Origin of the sequence: Paenibacillus contaminans, assembly GCF_003285015.1 — a bacterium.
GTDB lineage: Bacteria > Bacillota > Bacilli > Paenibacillales > NBRC-103111 > Paenibacillus_V > Paenibacillus_V contaminans.
Genome location: NZ_QMFB01000029.1, coordinates 22,213 through 46,051, shown reverse-complemented (window position 1 = coordinate 46,051; position 23,839 = coordinate 22,213). Strand labels below are relative to the sequence as shown.

The 23,839-nt window shown below is 49.5% G+C and carries 18 protein-coding genes; all 18 read left to right on the top strand.

What is annotated here, in order from left to right; translation table 11 throughout:
* Positions 1 to 17: 17 nt before the first annotated feature.
* Positions 18 to 1,067: a sialidase family protein gene (locus DQG23_RS32920; RefSeq protein WP_113035279.1), complete on the top strand. Its 1,050-nt coding sequence runs from the start codon at positions 18 to 20 to the stop codon at positions 1,065 to 1,067.
* 340 nt (positions 1,068 to 1,407) lie between these two features.
* Positions 1,408 to 2,241, top strand: a complete 834-nt coding sequence (locus DQG23_RS32915; protein ID WP_113035278.1) for a hypothetical protein — start codon at positions 1,408 to 1,410, stop codon at positions 2,239 to 2,241.
* 315 nt (positions 2,242 to 2,556) lie between these two features.
* Positions 2,557 to 3,105: a hypothetical protein gene (locus tag DQG23_RS32910; protein ID WP_113035277.1), complete on the top strand. Its 549-nt coding sequence runs from the start codon at positions 2,557 to 2,559 to the stop codon at positions 3,103 to 3,105.
* Between the two features lie 121 nt (positions 3,106 to 3,226).
* The gene (locus DQG23_RS32905; RefSeq protein WP_113035276.1) at positions 3,227 to 3,589 is read left to right on the top strand and encodes a GrpB family protein; all 363 of its coding nucleotides are present in this window, start codon (positions 3,227 to 3,229) and stop codon (positions 3,587 to 3,589) included.
* 12 nt (positions 3,590 to 3,601) lie between these two features.
* The gene (locus DQG23_RS32900) at positions 3,602 to 4,513 is read left to right on the top strand and encodes an acetamidase/formamidase family protein (RefSeq protein WP_113035275.1); all 912 of its coding nucleotides are present in this window, start codon (positions 3,602 to 3,604) and stop codon (positions 4,511 to 4,513) included.
* 132 nt (positions 4,514 to 4,645) lie between these two features.
* Positions 4,646 to 5,179, top strand: a complete 534-nt coding sequence (locus DQG23_RS32895) for a histidine phosphatase family protein (RefSeq protein WP_158560811.1) — start codon at positions 4,646 to 4,648, stop codon at positions 5,177 to 5,179.
* Positions 5,180 to 5,272: 93 nt separating this feature from the next.
* Positions 5,273 to 5,854 (top strand): SUKH-4 family immunity protein, encoded by a 582-nt coding sequence (locus DQG23_RS32890; RefSeq protein WP_113035273.1) that lies wholly within the window; start codon positions 5,273 to 5,275, stop codon positions 5,852 to 5,854.
* A gap of 317 nt (positions 5,855 to 6,171) precedes the next feature.
* Complete coding sequence (locus DQG23_RS32885) at positions 6,172 to 6,612, top strand: DUF6843 domain-containing protein (RefSeq protein ID WP_113035272.1); 441 nt, start codon at positions 6,172 to 6,174, stop codon at positions 6,610 to 6,612.
* 573 nt (positions 6,613 to 7,185) lie between these two features.
* Positions 7,186 to 7,446 (top strand): hypothetical protein, encoded by a 261-nt coding sequence (locus DQG23_RS41950; RefSeq protein ID WP_146762427.1) that lies wholly within the window; start codon positions 7,186 to 7,188, stop codon positions 7,444 to 7,446.
* Positions 7,447 to 8,127: 681 nt separating this feature from the next.
* The gene (locus tag DQG23_RS32875) at positions 8,128 to 9,513 is read left to right on the top strand and encodes a response regulator transcription factor (protein WP_113035271.1); all 1,386 of its coding nucleotides are present in this window, start codon (positions 8,128 to 8,130) and stop codon (positions 9,511 to 9,513) included.
* Positions 9,510 to 11,240, top strand: coding sequence for a cache domain-containing sensor histidine kinase (locus DQG23_RS32870; RefSeq protein WP_113035270.1), 1,731 nt, complete (start codon positions 9,510 to 9,512; stop codon positions 11,238 to 11,240). Before DQG23_RS32875 ends, DQG23_RS32870 begins: the two co-directional genes overlap by 4 nt.
* A 165-nt stretch (positions 11,241 to 11,405) precedes the next feature.
* On the top strand, positions 11,406 to 13,061 hold the full coding sequence (locus DQG23_RS32865; RefSeq protein ID WP_113035269.1) for an extracellular solute-binding protein: 1,656 nt from the start codon (positions 11,406 to 11,408) through the stop codon (positions 13,059 to 13,061).
* A 75-nt stretch (positions 13,062 to 13,136) separates the two neighbouring features.
* Positions 13,137 to 14,027 carry an ABC transporter permease gene (locus DQG23_RS32860; RefSeq protein WP_113035268.1) on the top strand — a complete coding sequence of 297 codons (891 nt, stop codon included), beginning with the start codon at positions 13,137 to 13,139 and terminating at the stop codon, positions 14,025 to 14,027.
* Positions 14,028 to 14,040: 13 nt separating this feature from the next.
* Entirely contained in the window at positions 14,041 to 14,934 is an 894-nt protein-coding gene (locus DQG23_RS32855) for a carbohydrate ABC transporter permease (protein ID WP_113035267.1), read from the top strand.
* A 46-nt stretch (positions 14,935 to 14,980) separates the two neighbouring features.
* Positions 14,981 to 19,054 carry a DUF2341 domain-containing protein gene (locus DQG23_RS32850; RefSeq protein WP_158560810.1) on the top strand — a complete coding sequence of 1,358 codons (4,074 nt, stop codon included), beginning with the start codon at positions 14,981 to 14,983 and terminating at the stop codon, positions 19,052 to 19,054.
* Between the two features lie 442 nt (positions 19,055 to 19,496).
* Positions 19,497 to 19,793 (top strand): heterocycloanthracin/sonorensin family bacteriocin, encoded by a 297-nt coding sequence (locus DQG23_RS32845; RefSeq protein WP_113035265.1) that lies wholly within the window; start codon positions 19,497 to 19,499, stop codon positions 19,791 to 19,793.
* 176 nt (positions 19,794 to 19,969) lie between these two features.
* Positions 19,970 to 21,886, top strand: a complete 1,917-nt coding sequence (locus DQG23_RS32840; protein WP_113035264.1) for a putative thiazole-containing bacteriocin maturation protein — start codon at positions 19,970 to 19,972, stop codon at positions 21,884 to 21,886.
* A complete protein-coding gene (locus DQG23_RS32835) occupies positions 21,883 to 23,826 on the top strand; it encodes a TOMM precursor leader peptide-binding protein (protein ID WP_238178155.1) in 1,944 nt (647 codons plus the stop codon). The genes DQG23_RS32840 and DQG23_RS32835 overlap by 4 nt, the downstream gene beginning before the upstream one ends.
* Positions 23,827 to 23,839: the final 13 nt, after the last annotated feature.

The following is a 23,839-nucleotide window of genomic DNA, read 5'->3' as shown; positions in this document are numbered from 1 at the left end:
ATGAGGGGGAATTCGCGATGTACATTACAACCGTATCGGAAAGCACGCCCGACTATGCCCGCAAGAGCGAGGGCGATGTGGTGGAACTGAAGGATGGCCGCTTGCTGCTCGTCTATATGGAATTCGGTAGCGAAGGCGACGATTTCGACAAAACGCGGCTGGCGGCGAAAGAGTCCGCGGACGGAGGTTTGACTTGGGAACGGCATCGCGTCTTGACGGAGACCGCGCCGGGGGATGTGAACGTGTACTCGCCCAATCTGATACGCAGCCGGGATGGCGGCATTTTGTTGATCTTCATGCGGCGGCATTCCGTGTTGCCCTTCGACAACACCTTCCACACATGGAAATCCGATGACGAGGGCGTTACCTTTCGGCCGTATGCCGTGTTCGCAAAGAGGTCGTCATACAACCTATGCAATGCAGTCGTGAAGCGGCTGAACTCCGGGCGGCTGCTGCTGCCGACCGCCTCTCCGGTCGAGGGGGCACCCCCGCCCGAATACAGCTTCGCCATCGCCGTCTTGTTGAGCGATGATGATGGCCTCACTTGGCGCGAGGCGGATCACCGCATCCATTTGCCTATGCGCGGCGCGATGGAGCCGCATGTGGAAGAGACGAGGGACGGCCGGGTGCTCATGGTCATGCGCAATCAGCTCGGCTCCTTGTTCCTATCGGCTTCGACGACGGAGGGAATCACCTGGTCGCTGCCTCAGACGACCGGTCTGCGCACGCCGGAATCATGTCCGGAGCTGACCCGGATTCCGGCAACGGGGGATTTGCTCATGATTTGGAACAACACTGAGTACAACCCGTCCTTCCGCTCGCACTATGGCCCGCGCAACCCGCTTACTGCGGCGGTGTCCCGGGATGAAGGCCGGACATGGCAATTACTACGCGATATTGAGAGCGATGAACGCCGCGCCTATTCCAATCCCGGCTGCCGGTTCACTTCCGCCGGCACGGCGATTGTGAACTATTGGACTTGCGAATACCTGGCAGACTGGCGGCTGCAAGACAGGATCGATCTTCGCGTCGCCGCCATCCCCACGGAGTGGTTCTATGGAAGCTGAAGGCCCGGGCCACGGACGCGACGGCCATCGGATGTCAAGAATATAGCTCGATTCAAAAACCCGCATAACTAGCGGGTTTTTGTTTTTTAATCGGACAACGGACGACAAGAACTTGAGGATCTATCTATTTAACTCTCATATCTTCGGGCTTTCTTCTTATAAAAGATGGCGTGCTTTTCTAACTATTTCAATCAATGGCTCAAATTCGCTAAAAAGTTGCGAACAAGTACGGTACTAAATGTGTTCGATTTAGTTGTAAGATAGGATGCTGGGCACTGGTTCCAGTTTTTTTATTTGATACAATTAAGTAGAAGTTGGCAATTAGGAACGGAGGGAAAGCTTGATTAAGTGGGATAGCGATGTATGGGGTAAGCTGAAAGGTCCGTATGGTTCTGCAGACAACGTACCTGTGTTATTGCAGAAGCTGATGCAGGAGTATAGCCAAGAGGTTTTTGACGAACTCTTTCAGGAATATTTGTTCCATCAAAACACGATATATACGGCTACTTACGCAGCGATGCCGTTTTTGGCACAGCTAGCATGCTCCACTTCGGATGCGGAAGTGCGCAAAGAACTGTTTATCAATTGCGGTATCATCGAGGCAAGCCGCGATGGGAGAGATGAGGCACCATTCCCGGCATCATGGGCTGAACTAGCTGAGGATGTAAGTAGCTCTGTTTGCACTGAATTGTACAGAGAATATGTAGAGGCAATTGACAAGCTAAGGACGCTTACAAAGGAAGTGTTCGCCTATACAGCCCAACAAACTATGGATGAGATAGAGAAGCGTTACATCCTTATTGCGGATGCTGCTTATCGCGGCTCATATATCCCTGCCAATATGTTGATGACGTTCAGTGAAGGTGATGAGTATGTCGCCGTCTGTCCGGCTTGCGAGGAAGATGTGTATTTATGGCCTACTGAAGACCAAGCAGGAATTCTTCAAGCCTTTGAACACGATCCCGTCTTTCACACGGGTCAAGAACCTCAAGTGATTGTCCCAGTCACGTCATTTCCTGATGAAGAAGTACGAACATTAGCGGAGCGGGCGGCAGCTATCGGAGAGCAAACATTGACCGAGCATCTGCATTATTTAGCGGGGGAAACAATATGTCCATCCTGCAGTGAGAAACTTTCCGTATGGCCGTCATTACTAAGCACCTTTACAAAGTAGTACATAATTTAAGGGGATGGCGAAAGAGAATATTGCTTACGCTGACCATTTGGATTTCTAGGAGCTGTCACGCCGTGACAAGCTCCTTCATATTTTTCGCCGATAGCCCCGTTTAGCTGAACCCCCAAAGGAAAAAGTGAAAGAGTGGCTTTTACGTCAGCAATGGGACGACATAATGTCGTATTAATGTGTGAGCTGGTTTGGTAGAATAATGAGTGGAAAATTGTTGAATCCGGTTATATCTTTTTAGAATAGAAGTAGCCCCACTTTCGAAGGATGTGGTAATATATAGTAAAAAGGTGGAGGGGAGCTTCTTTGTCGGTTGCTGCATACAAGGATTTAACCGAACTCGAGATAACCATTGCAATAACGGCTGGATTGGTTTTTATAGCCGTGCTAGCGTTGATCATTGTTTTTGGAGTAAGGATTACTATTAAGGGCAAAAGGGAGAGAAAGCAACTTCTTGCCGATAGAGGTTCGAAAATGATGGTAACTTTGCGTCATGTCAATGGTCTTCCAGTCGCAAATGGATCTCAATGCCATTTATTTTTATCTGATCATAAAGTAATCATAGAGAATGGCAGAAGTGTGTTTAGTATTGGAATGGAACAGATTAGTGTCGCCGATTTCAAAATGGATGTGAAAATTTCTCAGACCATTAAAAGTAACGCTCATAATGGCATAATTAGCAAAAAAAAGAGAACGATTACCGGATATTTGATTATTAATTACATAAATGCAAATGGTAAATTAGCTTCGTTAGTATTTTGTGATATTGTTCCCGGATCGAAAGAAGCAGCGAAATTCGTTGACAACTTACGCCCACTGGTCGCAAATAACCCTAAGAAATCCTACCAACTGTGAATTGTTAAAAGCGAGGTCGCCTAGAAGGCGGCTTTTTTCTTGAAATATAAGAATATTTACTGTGTTGCCCTGCGTGCGGTAAATACTGACTGGAAGTTGAGGAGAGGGAGTGAAATTTGGGATGGGAATTGACGAGGTTATTAGTGTGATTCCTTATGATGAAAAGTGGATTGCCTTATTTCAAAACGAAAAAATAAATCTTCTTAAAGCTTTCCGAGATGATGCTATCGACATCCAGCATTTCGGCAGTACCTCGGTAATCGGGATGTTTGCAAAACCAATTATTGATGTTTTGATAGGCGTGAAAACGCTTGAGTTGAGCAATTCCGTAACGAATAAACTTACACAACTTGGTTATGAAGGGTTCGGAGAAACTGGTGTAAAGGGAAGATTGTATTTTCGAAAACGACAAGAACATGCCTATAATCTTGCTGTCGTCATTTGGAATGGCGAGCAATTTGCACGAATAATGGATATTAATTGAGGAGGCGAAACGATGGCTGTACACCACTTTCAACCCAAGCATTACCATAACACCATAGGGGCACACGAGCCCGTACTCAAAATTGCCGACGGCGATTCCGTCGTGACATCCACAGTAGACGCCAGAGGCTGGGACTACAGAGGGGAAAGCGTGGCCGGGCGCGGCAATCCGATGACGGGTCCATTCTATGTGGAAGGGGCGCAGCCCGGCGATACGCTTGCCGTACGGCTCGAGTCGATAGTGCCGAGCCGGGATTGGGGCTGGACGTTCAACGTGCTGGCGCCGAACGTCGTCGATCCTATAGCTGCCGCAGCTTTACCGCCATTCGACATTGTGCGTTGGTCTGTGGACGCTGAGCAAGCTTCAGTTGTTTTGGAGAAGCCGCCGGCCGGTTTGGCCGGATTGAAGCTGGAAGCGCGCCCGTTTCTGGGCTGCTTTGGCGTTGCTCCTCCGAAAGATCAGGCTATTTCAACGGCAACGAGTGGGGAATACGGCGGGAATATGGACTATAAAGGCCTTGTAGCCGGTGTTACCGTCTATTTTCCGGTTTTTGCGGAGGGTGCGCTCTTCCATCTTGGGGACGGGCATGCCGTTCAAGGCTGCGGGGAAATTGTAGGCACCGGTGTGGAAATATCGCTCGACGTCCGTTTCACTGTTCAGGTATTGAAGGGGAAAACGATCGGTTGGCCGCGAGGCGAATCGGACACGCACTGGTTTTGCATCGGCAACGCCAGGCCGCTTGATCAAGCGTTGCAGCATGCAACGACGGAAATGCTGGCTATGCTGACGAAGGACTACGGCCTGACTGCCTCGGAAGCAAGCCTACTCCTGGGCCAAGCTGTGGAATACGAGGTGGCCAATGTGTTCAACCCCGCCTACAGCGTCGTTTGTAAAGTTCCAAAAGCCGTGTTGTCCATGCTATAAAGAACTGTTTATCTGACAAAATGGCGATCGCTCTACTACTCTGAAAGATCAAACATCCTCTGTGATGTAGCGAAGCGTGACATGAGAGACTTACGGGTAACTATTGATCGATAAATGTATGGGGGATGTAATTTGACCATATTTTATCTCGTCCGACACGGAGAGCCGAATTGGTTTCTCAAAGATCAAAGAAATTTAAAAGGCGCTTTAAGAGATTTTGTTCCTTTAACAGATAACGGGGTGTATCAAGCCGAACAAGTACTACCCAACCATAAATATTTATTGAATTGTGACCTCATTCTCTCATCCCCATATACTCGATCTCTACAAACAGCGGCCATTATAAATACGAAAATTGGATTACCATTAAAAGTAGAATATGATTTGCATGAATGGACTCCCGATAATTGGCAAGCATCCGGTTTAGATGAAATAACCGAACTGTGGAAAGATTTTTTGAAGCATAATGGAATTTATCCGGAAGATGGGAGAAAATTGTGGGAATCGAAGCAAAGCGTAGTTAACCGAGTAAGAAAGGTCTTATCTGGTTACTTGGATAAATCTAATATAATTGTAGTTTGCCACGGTATGGTTATCGCATCATTGTTAGAACTTTCTTCAGAAGAAATACAGTTATGCGGAGTTTATGAATATGAACTTACATAACGATCATTAGGGTCAGCAGTTTGAAGCATTTGAATCAATTAGGGACCAATATAACAAAAAGCGCTAAACTAATTAAGAGGAGGGAATGGATCATTGAAACGTGTTGTCGTCTATGATCCGGATCTCGTCAGATCCGTCAATTTGCCTGAGAAGGTAGAGGCATGCTTGCTTAAGGAAGGACTTCCTCTGATCGAGGCCGCGGATGCCGTCTTAGGCGTTCGCTTCCAATCGTTCGCGGATATGGGACTTCTGCACGCTGGCGAACGCAAGCTGCTGCCCATCGGATATGAATGGGAGCCGGAAAGCGCCATGCTGGGGCTGGCTCAAGGTTCGGGGCATCTATATTCCTACAACCCGGCCTCCGGGCAATCAGGATTCGTTAACTCGGATATCCGTCTGTTTCTGTTGTTCTTATCCTGCGTCCAATCGTTTATAGCAACTCAATCCGAAGGTGATCAAGTGACGATATGGACGGCGGAGGAAATGAGTGAACGACTGGCTGCATTCCGCCGCGGTGAGATCGTCCCGAAGCGGCAGAAGCGGCCGGCCTTCGACCGCAAGGCGGAGTTGACCCGGATGAGGGCTTTGTTTGAAGAGAAGGACGCGGCGAGCCTGGCAGACGAAAACCATTGGTGGAGCTGCGTGCTTGAGCAGTTGGAAGACGGCTTGTTATAGGAATTCGCAGACAGGACCTTCCGTCCGAGCAGGAGTGAATGTCTCGATGAACGGGAGCGGAATAAGAACCGACACTAGGTAAACCTTTGCTCCATCTGCCTCGGAGAATATTTATGAACTTACAACCTGGGTCATATAGAATACAGGTGAGCTGGAACAAGACAACTGCTTTTACAGAGTTTACAGTAAAATAGGGCTTTGTTAAACGAGGCACAATAGCTGAATAAGAACACGTAGTATGCAGGCTAGAATGATCGGTTGCTTGTTTTATTAAAGTAACGGGAGTGGTAAATCTGCGGAGGAAAGGGTAATCTTCTATGGAAAAGAAATCGCATTTTTCCAATTATCTCGTTCTGTTCATCGCTGCGATTATTACTGTTAGCATTGTGGCAGTTGGCCTTATTTTATTAAACAAATCACTGGAGAATCCTACACATAAGTTTTTATTGCCAAAAGAGTTTACGGGATGGGTTGAGGTTGCCTACGAACAATCAGGTTCTCCTGCATTAAAAGAAGAGGGCCGCACTTTACTTTATGAGGTTCCACCTTCAGGAAAAGTAATGACTTCAAGCAAGAATGTTTCAGGAACAATGGTTTTAATTTATGTTGAACAAGATGGTCGACTAATTGAATCTCCAAAAGATGTGTCAATGATCCATGGGCAGGGCACAGGAGGGGGAGGGGGAGGCCCTAGTAGACTTACCTTTTTTGTAGGAACAGAAGAACAATGGCAGGCAGCCAAGGACAAACGCCCCTAAATTAGGTGCAGACAAAAGAATTTCATCGGATAGGTAGTAAACACGCTGTTCCATTCACCTTAAATAGTGATGAGGGAGGATCAAACTATAGATAAAGGATTATCTAGTGACAAAAACATGATCTCATTAAAGGCCGCTTAAATCGCGGCTTTTTCTTTTTATTTTGGCTTTGTTAATCTGTGTTGTTGATATCCGAACCTTGCGAACATGTTCTGTAATTAAGGTATCATGCAAGGTTCGGAGACGATTTACCCATGGATTTGAAAGAACTGAAAAAGCGTGGTGGGAAAGCTAAATATAGTGGTATTAGCCATGACCAACAAAGTATTTGCAACATTATCTGGAATGGTTCCGTTATTTGGACAGTAAGGAATATGAGAATACAGCGTCGAATAAAAAGCACATGTTGGTTAACTCTTGCTTGTTTTCTGTAACGGACACGATTAACCGACTCCGACTTTCTGCATTTTCTAGTTAAGCTCTAAAGTCAGTAATATACAATGAAAATGGGATTTTAGATTGAAACTTAGTCAAGCTTTCTTGCGTCTAATTTACTATTAGGAAGATATTGGCGTGGGGGTGGTTTTAGTTAATAAGCTATCTATTGTATTTTTTATTGCCTGTATTTTCTTAGCGGGTTGTACGAATAAAGATGAAGGTAAACCATCATTACCACCTACAATTTCATCTCAACCTACTGTAAACTTAGATACTTTCAACCAACCGCTCACGGAAAACGTGACAATATTACCCCAAAAAGCAAAAAATAGAGGATTGGACAGTTTCGATAATCTCAAAATCAAGCAAGTCCAATACGCCAATTTATATACTTGAACTGACATACGAAGGTGATACAAAAGCTGAAAACATTGTAGTTGAAACTGGAAATGCTATTGCAAAATATCCTTTGATTGAAAAAAAGCAAAGTTTTAGCGTAGGTTCGACATTTTCATCAGATGCCAAACAAATCAATGTGGTTGTTTCATGGAAAAAACGAGATAATTCCTTTCAACAAGATGTACAATTTGAGGTAAAGTCGTAATCATTAACCGGTACGATAGCTCAAAAAGCCGCCCTTTCCATGGGGCGGCTTTACTTGGGTCATAAATCAACAATGTAATTTAACCATAGCCTTTATTTTAAATATATATATCAAATATGCCTATTATGAAGCAGCAATATTAAGGCAAGATGAAGGGAAGGTATCATGAAAGAACCGGGTTGATTACGCAGAGGCTATCGGCTACTCTAATACTAGAGTTTTTTTGGTCATACCATATTACATAGAAACTCACGCGAGAAGCACCTATTCTCATGGAAGCCGATAGGCATCGCCCTCACCGTAAACGCTTACATAAGATGTAAATCCGATTCGAGGTGACTTCAATGCGCATGAAATGGCCTAATTTAGGTTGTTATTAAAACTATGTTATTGGGCGGGGGGGCTATTATATTTGCCTTGTGAACCTGCAGGGCCGGATCATCATCAAATGCTGATGGATGGGGGGGGAATAAATGTTAAACACTTTGATTGTAGATGACGAGAAACTCGTTCGCAAAGGACTTATTTCTACGATGCCTTGGGAAAAATACGGAATTCGCATTATCGGGGAAGCGGGAAACGGGCGAGCGGCGCTTGATTTTATGCAGAAACATGACGTCGATCTGCTGTTCGTCGATTTGACGATGCCGACGATGAACGGCTTCGAACTCATGAAGGAGGTGCGTATGCAGGATCCAAAAACATGGATTGTCGTGCTAACGTGCCACCAAGATTTCGACTATATTCAAGAGGCAATGCGTGCCGGTGCAATCGACTATATCGTTAAAACACAAATGGATAAAGAAAGCATGGATGACATCCTCGCGCGCATCGTGGAGCGGATCCGGTACGACCAGGGGAGTAAAGCGGCCAGTTCTGGTACGCAAACGCCGAAAACAGCGCCCCGACGTATTTTTCTATTAGCTCTAATGTCAGCAAACAAGGATAAAGAGTCCGCTTCCAATTTACTGAAAACAAGCGTCCCTTCCGCAACGCCGTACGGCGATCGCATTTGGTCGATCGCATACACGGATGATGAAACGGAATCCTCCTTACGACGATTTGCTGCGCAATCGGACGATTTCGTCCTCGTCATTGTTCATGGAGAGACGCATATTTCCGCTGCAAGTATCTGGAATTATTTGTTTTACGAATACGAACCGAATCGAAGCGCATTCGAATTGGCTGATTTGCCGGCAAAAGCGGCGGGCAATCAAACTCGCGATGAAACGAAGCGGCTGGAGGAGCATTGGTTTTCGTTCCGTTGGCTTTATGATGAGGAGCAGTGGCGCCTTGCGATCGCCTTAATCGAACAAACGAGGCCGGACAGCCGTTTAGTAACGGAGATGTTCCGTTTATCCGTGAGCCTTTGGCGCCAAATGTTCCGAAGCAGCGGAGGTCCGGACCCGTATGAGCGCCTTCCGGAATCGTTACTGTCCTGGCGAGATACAAAGCAAGTGCTGGACGAACTTCGAAGTGAGCTGAAACAAAGAATGAAAGGCTCCGCTTACTTTGTCGAAATCATCGTCAGTATTTTGAAATCGCTTTATTATTTATCGCAATTGGACGATTTACGGGTCAAGCGCGACTTGGTGGCTGCAAAATTCAATATGAGCAGCGGCTATTTCAGCGAATGTTTCAAAACGATCGTCGGCAAATCGTTCGGCGAGTACGTGAGGGAAATGCAGATCGAGAAAGCGAAACGGCTGCTGGTCGAAACATCGGATCCGATTTACCGAATTGCGGACCGGACCGGCTATAAAGATGAAAAATACTTCAGCAAAATTTTCCGGGAGCGCGTCGGCATAAATCCGGCAGAATACCGGAAAGCAGCCGAAAGGATTGAACAGGCCAAATGAAGATTGATTGGTCATCCTTGAAAACGCGACTGATTGCCACGCTGCTAATGAGCACTATGATACCGCTTATCTTGCTTGGAGCGATTTCTTATTTGGCTCTGCAAACCATTTTTCATGAGAAAATCCAAAACGGGATCCAAAATGCGCTGTCCCAAACGCGGACAAGTCTCGAGAATACGCTCAGCAATATGGAGTATGCTTCCTTGCAGCTCTCGCAAGAAGGAACCCTCGGCCAATCGCTGTCCAGCCTGCTTTCTTCACAAAGCGTATTTGAGCAGTTGCAGATCACAACCGACATTCAGAAAAATATGAATCTCGTCAATTTCACGAATCCCTATTTAGGTGTCATGCTTTACTATTTTACCGACGAGAAGAAGGCCAAGTTCCAAACCCGGGAAATTCGCGATGATTTCGCTATTGACTCGCTGCCTTTGCTGTCCGGGGTCAAGGGCGGCTCCTATTACGGTCCGCATCAAACGGCCTACAAGTTCGGCCGGAATACCGTTTTTTCGTTATCTAGGCCGATCAATGTGCCCGGCGTCGAACCGCAAACGATCTTTGTGTATATTGAAACGAACCTGCTTCTATTTGAGGAAGTGCTAAACAAGCATCATTATGGGATGAACGCTTCCCATATCCTGCTCAATCAGGACGGTAAAATTGCCTACAGCGACGCCCCGCTTCAATTTCCATCCGGCGTCGAATTCCCGAAGAAGGAAGCTGCGAATGGTAAGACAGAGGAAGATGAGGGGTTCTACCTATTCAGAGAGACCAGCGCGCAAGGGTGGAGTATCGTCGTTGCGGTCGATAAGAGCGATTTTGAGAAAGAATTCCGCGCCTGGCTATTGCGGTATGGGGGCATCAGCCTCGCATGTCTTGCCATTAGTATCTCACTCGCGCTGCTAGTGTGGCGAACCGTCTATCGTCCTATCCGCAGCATTCTGAAAGAAATCCGCTCCATGGCCGGTAACAGGTTCGATTCCGGGCTTAACCGAACAAACGTGCGCGAATTCGACAGCGTGCTGTACGAGTTCGACCGGATGCGAATCAGAATCGGGGAATTGTTCGCGGAAATCGAACAGAAGGAAAGGACGAAAGGACTTTTGGAGGTGGAGAAGCTCCTTCATCAAATCAATCCCCATTTTATTCATAATACGTTAAATACGATCCAATGGATCGCGCGCATGAACGGACAGCATGAAATCGACCGTCTCGTGTCCATTTTTACGCGTGTCTTGCATTATAATCTCGGGAAAGAGGGAGCTGCGGTCAAGCTGCGCGAGGAACTAGGCGCTTTGAAAGACTATGTGGAGCTCCAGCGCATCCGTTACGATTACCAGTTCGATGTCCGTTACGACGTGGACGAAGCGTTGCTGGATCAGACGATTCCGCGTTTTATTCTGCAGCCTATCGTGGAAAATGCTCTGTATCATGGACTTCGGGATGAAGAGGGAGTCGTGGTGGTGCGCGTCGCCGCACGAGGAAGCCATATGAACATTGAGGTGAAAGATAACGGAGCGGGAATGACCGAGGAAGAAGTCTCCAGGCTGATGACCTATGAGAAAGAAAAAAATAAAGCAGGTCTTGGCATCGGGCTCAGTTACGTGGTGAGGATGATCGGCGTTCACTACGGAGATCATGGGCGCTTCCAGATTGAAAGCCGGATCGGAGAAGGTACTGTTATGACGATGACAATTCCGCTTACGATGCCTGGCGACGATACTTAGGTGTGAATTTCGTCAGAGTCGGTAGGAAAACGGTCGGTTGCCGGACGAGCTCCACATAACAGAGGACAGAACTCCGCCTGCCGCCGACGGTATTCGCTCCCGTTCCGGGCGAAAAGTGTTATAGACTCGAAGTGCAAGGAAAATTCAGTCGAGGGGGTAAATAGAATGAAGTACAAGACGACCGCAGTATCGCTTATGTCGCTGGCGCTCCTTGCGTCGGCATGCGGCAAAAGTGATCAGGAAGCGGCTCCAAACACTGTGCCGAGTCAAACGAAAGACGCGCAAGAAGTCGGCAAGAACGATCCTTTTTCCAAATTTACGGAGCAGATTACGCTTAGCCTGGGAAAAAGCATCAGCACGAAAAACACGAATCTGCCCAACGGGGACACCGTCGACAACAACGAATTCTACCGGTACATCGAGAAAAAATTGAACGTCAAAGTGACGCACGCCTGGCAGACGGAGACGCCGGACGCTTACCAGCAAAAGCTGTCGGTATCGATCGCAAGCCAGGATCTTCCGGACGCGTTCATCGTGAAAGAAGCGCAGCTGAAGCAATTGGTGGAAGCCGATCTGATTGCCGATTTGACAGACGTCTATCAGAAGCTGGCAAGCCCGCTAATCAAAGACTATTACAAGTCGTATGGCGACCGCGTTTTAAACAGGGCAACTTTCAACGGAAAATTGATGGGGCTTCCCAGCACGAACATCAGCGGTCAGCACAGCTTGACCTGGATCAGGCAGGATTGGCTGGAAAAGCTGGGATTGCAGCCGCCAAAGACGGTTGACGATTTAATCAATATTACCAAAGCCTTTATCGAAAAAGATCCGGATGGCAACGGTCAGAAGGATACATCAGGTTTGACCGCATTTCCGACTTTGGCAGGGTATAACTCGCTGAACACCTTCGATCCTATCTTTGGAGCTTACCGCGCTTATAAAGGACAGTGGCTGAAAGACAAATCGGGCAACATTTCCTACAGTTCCATATTGCCGGAAATGAAGACCGCATTGGCGAAGCTCCGCGACATGTATGCGGCGGGCGTAATCGATAAACAATTCGCCGTACGCAAAGACCAAAATGAGCTTGCTGCGGCAGGGAAATCAGGTATCGTATTCGGACCGTGGTGGTCTCCGGTTGTCAGCCCGTTTCCCGACTCCGTTAAAAACGATCCGAAAGCAGAGTGGAGACCCTATTCCGTTCCGGTAGATGAGGACGGGAAATACAATACGTATGATCCGAATCCGGTAGGTTCGTTCCTTGTCGTAAGGAAGGGGTACAAAAATCCCGAAGCAGTTATGAAGGTGTTGAATGTCGAGTATGATGGCATTCGGTTGCTTGATCCCGATTCCAAAGATATTTATAAGGGACTTAACGTCAGCTGGACGCAATGGCCGTTTGCCCTCCAGCTGGATTATGAAGATGTTGTGTTCAGGGATCATTCGGTATTGAAGAAGGCATGGGAAGCCAAAGACCCTTCCAAACTCTCCGAGTCTGTAAAGCCCTGGTATGACAACGTAAAGAAAAACGATGAGAATCCGAAGAAGGATGTCGCCGCTTGGTCCGATGCGACGGCAAGGATGGCGGGCTCGGCGGAAACCGATCCGGCCAAGTACAATGTCGTGCGCAATGTCTTTTTCGGACAGACGAAAACGATGGAGCAGAAATGGGCCATTTTACAGAAGCTTGAAAACGAAACGTTCTTGAAGATCATTCTCGGTGAAGGGTCTGTCGACCAGTTCGATTCGTTCGTTGCGGAATGGAAGCGGCTCGGAGGCGACCAAATCACCTTAGAAGTCGAACAAGCGGCGAAAAAATAAACGACAGGAAAGAAAAGGAAGGCGTTAAGTTGTCCGACTTGGCGCCTTCCATGCTTCTTGCGAGGGTGAGAGGGAATGAGAGACAAAAAAACGATCATGCACTATCATATTATGATGCTTCCCGGCGCCTTGCTGCTTTTTGTGTTCAGCATCGTGCCGATGTTCGGACTCGTTATGGCATTTCAGCGGTTTGTGCCGGGCAAAAAGATTTGGAAACAGAATTGGATCGGATTTGACAACTTTACCTTTATGCTGCAAATTCCTGACAGCAAGCAAGTGCTGTTCAATACGCTGATTATTGCATCTATGAAAATCGCTGCCGGCATTATCGTACCGGTCACATTCGCGCTGCTTCTGAATGAAGTCCGTCTTCGTTCGTTCAAACGGCTCGTTCAAACGGTCGTATATTTGCCCCACTTTATGTCATGGGTCATTTTGGCGGGCATCCTGGCCAACATTTTGTCGCTTGAAGGGATCCTCAATCAGTTTCTTGCTCTCTTCGGCGTGGACCCGATCATGTTTTTGGCCAGCAATACATGGTTTCGTCATATCGTCGTGTGGAGCGATGTGTGGAAGGAGTTCGGATTCGGCGCCATCGTGTATCTGGCCGCGCTGACCGGCATCAATCCTTCTTTATATGAAGCGGCGGAAATGGACGGGGCAAACCGGCTCCATAAACTGGTTTACATTACGCTACCCGGGATCATGCCGACGGTCGTTCTTTTGACCACTCTGAGTCTCGGCAATGTACTCAACGCCGGATTCGATCAAATATTCAACCTCTATAATCCGCTCGTCTATTCCTCCGGCGATATTATCGATACTTATGTATACCGGATCGGCATCGTGCAAATGCAATATGGCTTGGCTACTGCCGTGGGTTTATTGAAGTCGGTCGTTGCGATCGTTCTGATTGCGATTTCGTATCGATTGGCCTACCGATTGGCCAACTATCGGATTTTTTAGAAAGGAGGCCGTTATGGTAAGGTCGCAAACACTGTCTAATCGCATGGTTGACTTCACGATTTTTCTTGTATTAGCCCTCATGGCGATGATGTCCCTCTATCCGCTGTGGTATACGATCGCGCTCTCCTTCAGCGACCAAGCCGCCGTGAATGCGGGGAAGGTGACCGCGTGGCCGGCGGGGTTCAACCTGACGTCCTATCATATTATTCTCGATGACGAAAAATTTTTCCGGGCGTTCGGCGTATCCGTCAAGCGGGTCGTTTTGGGAGGCGCTCTCAACTTTTTGCTCACGGTCCTCATGGCGTATCCTTTGTCCCGGCAATCGAGGCAATTCCCTGGGAGAAACCTGTACATGTGGTATCTCGTCTTTTGCATGCTGTTTTCCGGAGGTTTGATTCCTCTATATATGACGATCACGACGCTCGGGATGCAAAATACAATCTGGTCTTTGGTCGTTCCGGGAGCGGTTCCCATTTTTAATGTCATTCTCATTATGAATTTCTTTCGCAGCTTGCCGAAGGAATTGGACGAGGCGGCGGTCGTCGATGGCGCCGGTCCGTGGTATGCGCTGATTCGCCTTTATATTCCGCTTTCCGTTCCGTCGCTCGCGACCGTGACGCTGTTCAGTATTGTCGGGCATTGGAATTCTTTTTTCGACGGATTGATTTATATGAGCAAGCCGGATCATTATCCGCTGCAGACGTATATCCAACAGTTGGTCATTAATATCACACCCGATATGATGACTGAAATGTCGACCGAACAAATGCTTCAAGCGATGAAGGCATCGAATAAGACCTTGAACGCCGCGAAACTGATGGTCGCCATGATCCCGATTTTGCTTATTTATCCGTTCTTGCAGCGATTTTTCGTTCACGGCATCGTGCTGGGGTCGGTGAAAGAGTAGCATTCAGCAAGGGATGGTTACTTTGTATCTTCGAGGAGGGAATTCGATGGACTTGTTGAGAAAAACGCTGATGATCCTACTATGTGCTATTATGGCTCTGACGTCGTTTACGGCGATTTTGGAAGTATCCCCCGTGAAGGCCGAGCCGCTGATTCAGAGTGGCGTATCCGGTCCCGGCAAACTGGCGACGGTGGCCGGTTCCGTATACGGGGACCGCGATCCGGCGAAAGGCGCGCTGACTTCGTTCGGGGCGACCGGAGCCTTTGCCCTCGACAGCGGGCTGAATAGTATCGGGGCAGATCTGGGCAGCATGAAGACGTTTAATACGATCGAGCTTCAAGCCGCTTCCGCGAACGCAAACCGTATGCAAAAGGGCGATTTGTCGCTATACATAAGTCAGGACAATGTAGCGTTCACGAAGGTCCGGGATTGGGACTTTATGAAGCTGGGCAATACGATCCTACTGTACAATTTCGGGCAAACGGCCCGGTATGTGAAGGTGCACAACCATTTTGACGACAGTGCCGCCGAGTTTTCCGCCTCCAATGTGCAGGACATGATCTCCGTCCATAACTTGCCTCCGGGACGATGGACGGCGAGCGGAGGGGGAGACTGGCTGTACCGTAAATCGGTAGCCGTATCCAATCCGAACGGCGAAACGATTTACGACCGGGCGGTTTATGTGGAGAAAAGCGAGATTGACGTCCAGTCGCTCATCGCAGCGGGACACATGCAGGCCGATTTACGCGATGTTCGGTTCGCGGACGCCGGGGGCATGGAGCTGCCGTTCTACATGGACGACGGCGGCTTTTACGTCCGCATCCCCGAGATGCAGCCGCTTGCCTCGCAGACGCTGTATATGTATTACGGCAATCCGCAGGCTGTCTTCGTCGGCGCCGGCCAAGAGGCGCTGCAGGTCGAATACGGCAATAAAACGTTGACGACGCATGACGATGGCGGCGTCGCCTACGGAGCGAACATAAAACCCGTGCGGCTGAAAGACGGCACGTTGATGCTGATGGCGCAAACGGATATAACGCGGGGCATTTACGCCAAATATTCGCTCGATGACGGCAAAACGTGGACGGCGCCGGAGCCGCTGATTTCGCCGGGCAGCCGAGCGGGCGTATCTTTGGACAGTCCGGGCGGCGCTTATGTCGACCCGAATACGGGCGTCGTCCATATCGTCTTTTATTCCTACTTCTACTACGGCGTCTGGGACGGGGTACACAGCTGTCTGGACCAATCCGTATGCCGTACCGATATGTACTCGGTCAAATCGACGGGATTTAACGGCCATAAGCCGGTATTCGGCACGCCGGTCCCAATGTCAGGAATGGTATCGTCGCTCGGCAATCCGATCAACTATGCGCTTACGTATTCGAATCCGATCCGATTAAGCACCGGCCGACTCGTCGCCTCGTTCGCCTTCGTCGTCGGGAACGACGGCACGTTCGCGGCCAGCGTCGCGTACTCGGACGATGACGGTGTTTCATGGACGAAAAGCGCCTCCGATCTGACGATTCCGGCAATCGGCGGAGAAGGCGGCGTGTCGGAGACGGCGATTATCGAGCTGGCCGACGGCACCCTTCGCATATACGCCCGCCAGCAGCGGGGAGATAAGACGCATTTGGGCTCGTCCGTTTCGACCGACCATGGAGCGACCTGGTCCCCCGTGGAGGACAGCGACGTGTTGAGCTCGAACACGTTCCCGGCGCTCAGCCGCGAAGGAAGCGGTTCGATCCTGCTCACTTGGTCGGGGCATAATGCGATGGGGGCGGACAGTTACCAACGCAACGATCTGACCGTGGCGTACAGCGACGACGAAACTCAGACGTGGAACGGGTACCGGGACGTGTTCGGGCGGACGCAGTTTTCTACTCCCGGCTGGTACTCGAATGCCGAGACCGTTCAGGCGACCGAGTCGGATAAAGTACCCGCCGGTGACGACGCCTACTTGTTCTCGTGGTCGGGAGTAACGATGAAAGGTTCGCTGCTGGTGGAAGATTTCGATCGGTTTTTGCGCCGCAGCCACGGGGCGCTGGACGATTTCGAATATGAGAAAAACGCCGCTGCTCCGGATAACGGCAGCCGTCTGGCGAACGATTATTGGTGGAAAACGACAAGCTCCGGCGTCGTGTCGACGAGCGCCAATCGCGCCAAACAAGGCGAACGCTCTTTGCGTATTTTCGACAACGCAAACAATATTACGCTAACAGGCGCCTCCAGGCTGTTCCCTGCCGTTCGCAAAGGGAGCGTGCGCTTTTCCGTTAACGGGTCCAGCTTCGCAAACGGGCTCAACATCTCGCTGCAGGAAGGCTATTCACAGCAATCGAATGCGGTCGGGACGGCTTACTTGCTTCAGGTGACGCCGGACGGCTCGCTTGCCTATTCGAGCTCCCCGGCGACGTACAATAGAAAGGTCGGGTTTTTGAACGACGATACGAATCCGTCCGAAGGCAACTTGGGACACTTAGGATACGTCGGCCTCTTCGCCCTCGACTACAAATACCGCAGCATAGGGATGGACCTCGGCCGCGTCGAAACGATCCGGGAAATCAAGCTGCACGACAATAACGCAGCGAATCGGATCGGCCAAACGAACTTGTCCGTTTACGTCAGCGATACGAATGCCGGCGATTGGCGCCTAGTAACGGGCTGGACGTTCGCTAAGACGAACGAAAGCATTACGATCGGCGGGCTGTCGACGCAGGCAAGATTCGTCAAAGTGCGCCAAAATTACGGCGATACCGCCTTTACGTTTGTGAACCAGCTGCTGGACATGATGGAGGTGAATACGGGCGAGTCCCGCACGAGCGGTTATAAGAATGGAGATACGGATCCGGTTAACGGGAATATAAACTATTTTGGCGGTAGCGGCTTGTTCGGATTGGACTACGATAGCCGCAGCATCGGAATCGACCTAGGCGGCGTGGAGACAGTTCAGACGATCAAGCTGTGGGACAATGACGGCGTTAATCGGCTGACCGCAAGCAACTTGTCCGTTTATGCAAGCAATACGAACAACGGCGACTGGGTGCCGGTGAACGGGTGGACATTTGCCAAAACGAACGGGAACATCGTGCTTGGAGGGATGTCGGTTCAAGCGAGGTACATCAAGGTTCATCAAAGCTACCCGGACACGGGCTTTACGTTCGTAAACGACTTGCAGGACATGTTGACCGTTCAGACGGCGGAGCATAATCCCATGACAGGGTTTCTGCATGGGGATACAAATCCGCTCGCCGGGAATTTAAGCAATTTTACGCATACGGGGCCCGTTGCCCTCGACTACAGCAGCCGCAGCGTCGGGGTCGATCTGGGCGGTGTAGAGACTATCAAGGAAATCCGGTTGCGGGACAGCGATGGAACGAATCGGTTGACCTCGGGCGATCTGTCCGTCTATGCAAGCGATACGAACGCAGGAGACTGGAGGGAAATAACCGGCTGGATATTCAGCAAAACGGGCGGCACCATTACACTGGGCGGTATGTCTGTGGACGCGCGTTATGTAAAAGTGCATCAGCGTTATGCGGATACGGCCTTTACATTCAGCAATGCGCTGCAAGATATGATGACCGTAAAAACCATTCCGACCGTTTCGGATCTCTTTCATGACTTGCCCGTGCCGACGGTCCTGCCCTTGAATCAATGGTCCGATATTCGTCTTGATTTCGATCTGGCGGAGGCTGGGGCAGATGTGTATGTGAACGGCGTCCATAAGGGACAAATTCCGGCGGCGAATCCGGGGCCGGTCGTTACGCATCTGCTGCTCTCGACCGGCGCCGGAGCGGGGACGGACGTCTACATCGACGATCTCGTCGTACAAGACGAATCAGTCGGGCTTCCCGCAGCCGGGGCAGTCGGTGAGGAGCAAAGCTCCGTCGACTTCGACGGCCTGATCCGTGCGACCGAACACGCCTTGACCGAGCCGAACGCGCACGGAATCGCCAATGCGCTGACGGTCAAGCTGAGACATGCGGAGCAGGCCGAGAAAGAAGGAAAGCCGCAGGTCAAGCTGGCCTCGATCCGTGCATATATGGAACAGGTGAAAGCGCTCGGAGTGGAAGGAAAGATCGACTTGCCGGACTACTTGATCCGGTTGGCCGAATTGCTGTAATACGTCGGCGCGACGGGTTTTTCAAACTTGCAAAACAGCTGAAATAGAAATTCCGCAATCGCCTCTTAACCATGCCCGAGCCGCATAGTTCCGGCCGGAAAATGAACGCCAAAAAAAGCTGTAAACCGCAACCCAAGACGCGGTTTTACAGCTTTTTTTCATCGGCGCTTTCTTTATCTGCCCTAAGTCGCTGAAGAATTCTACCCGTTGCCTTACCAACGTAAGGATAAATTACTTTCGCAATGACCACCCGCAGCAGCCTTACTTCAGTTAATTCCTTTCCGCATAATCACCCTCTGTATAGTACAAAGGCCTATAAAATGGGCGTTTACATCAGTAACAAGTGCGGATTCCGCTCCATAGATTGGAATCATGTTCAATAATGTTCTATCTTTCCTTGCGCCAATACTCATTATCAAAAAATTACCGGAGGTTTTTTATAATGAACGATTTCCAAAATGAACTTCAGCAGTTGAGCGTCTCTCAGTTTCAGGCTGGCCAGATGACACCTTGGAATCAGCAAAACCCAAATCTGACAGGCCAATATCCTAATGATATGAACACGACAGATCCGTCACGGCTGTGCATCGGCTTTTGCGGTTTTGGTTTTGGCGGCTTTTGTGGCGGCTTCGGATTTTGTGGCGGATTTTGCGGCGGCTTCTGTGGCGGCTTCCATCGCTGTGGCGGATTTTGCGGCGGTTTTCATCGCTGCGGCGGCTTTTGCCATCACTGTCGTTAACCGATCGTTATTAGTTATCAATAAAGAAGCCGCATATCATGATGAGAAGCACTGCCCCTGTACAGCGACAAGTTGTCAGGGGCATTATATATTGAAGAGCAAGGCATGTCGGACGAATTGATGTACATATAGTTATGGAAGGTGATTTCAGGTAAATAACAGTAAGGAGGAGCAAAGTGGTTAAGTTGACCCCTGCGGCGCGTCTGAACGTCAACAGTGATACATTTTATCTCCCGGTTCCGAACGACGGCGTGTATTTCCGGAATAACGTCGGCACCTTTCGTATGGAAGGCGAAATGATCGATCGGTGGATTGAAAAACTGATCCCTGTGTTCAATGGGGAATTCACATTAGCAGATTTGACGAACGGATTATCGGCCCCTTATCGGGACCGGGTATTTGAAATTGCGGACGTGCTGTATCAAAATGGCTATATTCGGGATGTGAGTCAAGATCGTCCGCATCAATTGTCTGATGACATTCTTCAAAAATACGCTGCACAAATAGCTTTTTTAGACAGTCTCGGCGATTCCGGCGCATACAGGTTTCAATGTTATCGACAGACGGACGTATTAGCGATCGGGTCCGGTCCGTTTTTTGTTGCGTTGGTTGCTTCTTTAATCACTTCAGGAATGCCTAAGCTCAACATCTTGATAACGGATTCTGGGCTGACGAACCGGCTTCGACTGACAGAGTTAGCTGAGCAAGCCCGCCGAACGGATCCGGATGTGCTTCTGAATGAGATCAAGCCAGGGAAAGGAGGAGCAGACGGCTGGAGAGAGGCAGTGCAGCCGTTCCAATCGATTCTGTATGTATCTCAAGAGGGAAATGTCGAAGAACTCCGCCTTCTTCAATCGGTTTGCAAAGCCGAGAACAAGGTTCTCCTGCCGGCAATGTGTGTCCATCAAACTGGAATGGCGGGTCCGGTCGTACATCCGGATTCTGGGGGATGCTGGGAATCGGCATGGCGCCGCATCCATCAGTCAGCCATTTATAAAGATCCTAGTTTGCATGACTTTTCTTCTACAGCGGGAGCGATGCTCGCTAATGTGCTCGTTTTCGAGCTATTTAAATCGGTTACCGGAGAATCGGATTTAAGAAATTCGTTCTTTTTGCTTGATCTCGAAACGCTTGAAGGAAGCTGGCATCCTTTCATGCCGCATCCTTTGGTACACGGGCATGAGGCAGCCAAAAGAATTGAAGTTTCGAAGCAGTGGTTTGACGGGAGCTCTGACAGAGTCGAATCGAACCGTTTGCTGCCATATTTGAACCGATTGACTTCAGAACAAACGGGAATTCTTCATATTTGGGAAGAAGGGAACTTGAGACAGCTTCCGCTCTCCCAGTGCCGTGTTCAGTCGGTTGATCCGTTATCGGAGGGACCGGCGGGACTTCTTCGGGGTCTTGTCTGTTCTGGTTTGACTCATGAGGAAGCGCGGCGAGAAGCGGGGCTTACCGGGATTGAGATGTATGTGTCACGTTTGGCCGATGTCCTGGTAAAGACCAAGGAGATTATTGGATTCGGAGTAGGGGAAACAGCTGCCGAAGCTGTTAATCGCGGTTTGCATGCAAATTTAAGTGAACAGTTGGCAAGGCGGCATAGGGTCGGGAAGGTACCTGTCATTCGGGTAAATTCGAACAAGATGGAAGATGAAGAATGCCGGTTTTATTTACAGTCTTTGACCACTATGAACGGTACGCCTGTGATCGGATTGGGGGAGGAAATGTTCGGGTTCCCAATGGCGTGGGTCGGTACGGGCGATCGCTGGTATGGCAGTACAGGCTTGAATATGACAATGGCGTTTCGTAAAGCCTTAAAAGCTGCATTGCATAGCGTACAGAATGTTTCCGAACGCATTGCGGCTCAAGTGGTGGAAGCTTCGTCTGTGCAACTCGGTAAAGAGGACGCGGTCGATCTAGTTATACCCTCAAGTGAAGGCGTAACACAATCGAAAGTTTTACGGGAAGCCATTCAAACCTTGAGAAAGAACGGCAAACAGCTCTACATTGTGGATCTGGCTGTGGAACCGTTTTTGAAGGAAGAGTTTGAAGGCGTGTTTGGCGTATTGTTGCGAGAGGAGATGTCCCGGTGAACACAGTGGCGGCCATCATTGGAGAAGGCGAGTTAGCGGACCTTGTAAGCCAAAAAATGTCCGAACTATGCCGGACTATACGATTAAGCGATTTAAAGGACGGAGTACCGAAAACGGCGGCGTTTGCCTTGGTGCTGCACGATGCATGGCGTCCTTCCGTTCATCGGGAGGCAGAAACGTTACTTCGGGCAGCGGGCATTCCATGGCTGCGAGGTTTCGTCGCATTCGGCGAAGGTGTAGTCGGACCGCTGGTTCGCCCAGGTTTACCCGGATGTACGCAATGTGCCGATACCCGGCAGCTTATGGCCGGACGTGACCGCAAGGAGATGTGGATGCTGCGGCACCGTTTGGGGGAGGCTGGTGGAATTCCGAGCGATGCGTGGGCTTCGCTTACGGGATTATCACAGATGGCATTCCTGCTCGTGGCAGAATCGCAAAAGTTTCTTCAGGGCAACCGATCCGGCTTGGAAGAACGGATGTTTTTCATAGACATGAAAACGTTGAAAAGCAAAAGCCACTTCTTTCTACCCGATCCGCTCTGTCCGGTTTGCGGTCAACTGCCTGAAGACACGCCTGATACAGCTTGCATTTCACTGAAGCCAAGTCCTAAAATCAGCGAGAAAAGTTACCGCTGCCGTTCACTTGCAGACTTGAAGGATATTCTGGTCGAAGACTACCTGGGTTTTAAGACCGGTTTTTTGAGCGGCAAAATGGTTGATTTCGTATCGCCGTTTGCCGATGTGAGCGTAAATCTACCGATGTTTGATCATGACGAGCCAGCGGCTGGCCGAACGCATTCCTATGCGGAAAGCGAGCTGACCGCCATCATGGAAGGGTTGGAGCGTTATTGCGGGATGGCACCCCGCGGCAAAAAAACAATGGTCATCGAAAGTTACCGCAATCTGGCGGATCACGCTCTTAACCCCGTCACGGTAGGCATGTATGCGAATGAGCAGTACATGCAGTCTAATTTTCCTTTCAAGCCATTTCATCCCGATGAACCGATCGATTGGGTTTGGGGCTATTCGTTTATGCGTCAAAATCCTATTCTAGTTCCCCAACAGCTTGCCTATTACAGCTCGAGCTGCGGACAAGGTTTTGTCTATGAGACGTCCAACGGCTGCGCGCTTGGAGGCAGCTTAGAGGAGGCCATTTTCTATGGCATCATGGAAGTGGTGGAGCGGGATTCATTCCTGCTGACTTGGTATGCGAAGCTTCCACTGCCTCGGATTGATCCTCATTCCGCGGGAGATCCCGAACTGGATCTAATGATAAACCGTTTGCGGACGGTGGCAGGATTTGATGTTCATTTGTATAACGCAACTATGGAGAACGGAATTCCAAGCATCTGGGCATTGGCAAAAAACAAGAAGCAAAAGGGCATAAATCTGATTTGCGCTGCCGGAGCACATCAGGATCCGGTTCGGGCGGCGAAAAGTTCGGTTCATGAATTATCCGGAATGATGCTAACGCTAAACGAAAAGTTCCATGCGAATCGGGAGCAATACGAGCAGATGTACCACAATCCGTGGCTGGTGCGGGAGATGGAGGATCATTCGATGCTGTACAGCTTGCCGCAAGCAGAGGAACGTCTGCAATTTCTACTGGAAAGAAATCGTCCTCTACGAACGTTTCAAGAGGAATTCAACCGGACTCCGGTTCATACGGATTTGACCGATGAACTGAAGGATGTCCTGCTGGCTTTCCGGAAGTTGAACCTCGATGTGATCGTGGTGGATCAGACTACGCCGGAATTGAAACGAAACGATCTGCATTGTGTAAAGGTACTGATTCCAGGGATGCTGCCGATGACGTTCGGTCATCATCTCACCCGTTTGACTGGGCTAGAGAGGGTGCTGAAGGTGCCCGCGATGCTCGGATATACGGACCAGCCATTGCTTCCGGAACAACTAAATTCACAACCGCATCCCTTCCCATAGACCCGAGTACGAA

Excerpts from the sequence above, each read along its gene's own strand:
- DQG23_RS32920 (WP_113035279.1), top strand. The coding sequence starts at position 18 with ATGTACATTACAACCGTATCGGAAAGCACGCCCGACTATGCCCGCAAG.
- DQG23_RS32905 (WP_113035276.1), top strand. The coding sequence starts at position 3,227 with ATGGGAATTGACGAGGTTATTAGTGTGATTCCTTATGATGAAAAGTGG.
- DQG23_RS32900 (WP_113035275.1), top strand. The coding sequence starts at position 3,602 with ATGGCTGTACACCACTTTCAACCCAAGCATTACCATAACACCATAGGG.
- DQG23_RS32885 (WP_113035272.1), top strand. The coding sequence starts at position 6,172 with ATGGAAAAGAAATCGCATTTTTCCAATTATCTCGTTCTGTTCATCGCT.
- DQG23_RS32875 (WP_113035271.1), top strand. The coding sequence starts at position 8,128 with ATGTTAAACACTTTGATTGTAGATGACGAGAAACTCGTTCGCAAAGGA.
- DQG23_RS32870 (WP_113035270.1), top strand. The coding sequence starts at position 9,510 with ATGAAGATTGATTGGTCATCCTTGAAAACGCGACTGATTGCCACGCTG.
- DQG23_RS32865 (WP_113035269.1), top strand. The coding sequence starts at position 11,406 with ATGAAGTACAAGACGACCGCAGTATCGCTTATGTCGCTGGCGCTCCTT.
- DQG23_RS32860 (WP_113035268.1), top strand. The coding sequence starts at position 13,137 with ATGAGAGACAAAAAAACGATCATGCACTATCATATTATGATGCTTCCC.
- DQG23_RS32855 (WP_113035267.1), top strand. The coding sequence starts at position 14,041 with ATGGTAAGGTCGCAAACACTGTCTAATCGCATGGTTGACTTCACGATT.
- DQG23_RS32850 (WP_158560810.1), top strand. The coding sequence starts at position 14,981 with ATGGACTTGTTGAGAAAAACGCTGATGATCCTACTATGTGCTATTATG.
- DQG23_RS32845 (WP_113035265.1), top strand. The coding sequence starts at position 19,497 with ATGAACGATTTCCAAAATGAACTTCAGCAGTTGAGCGTCTCTCAGTTT.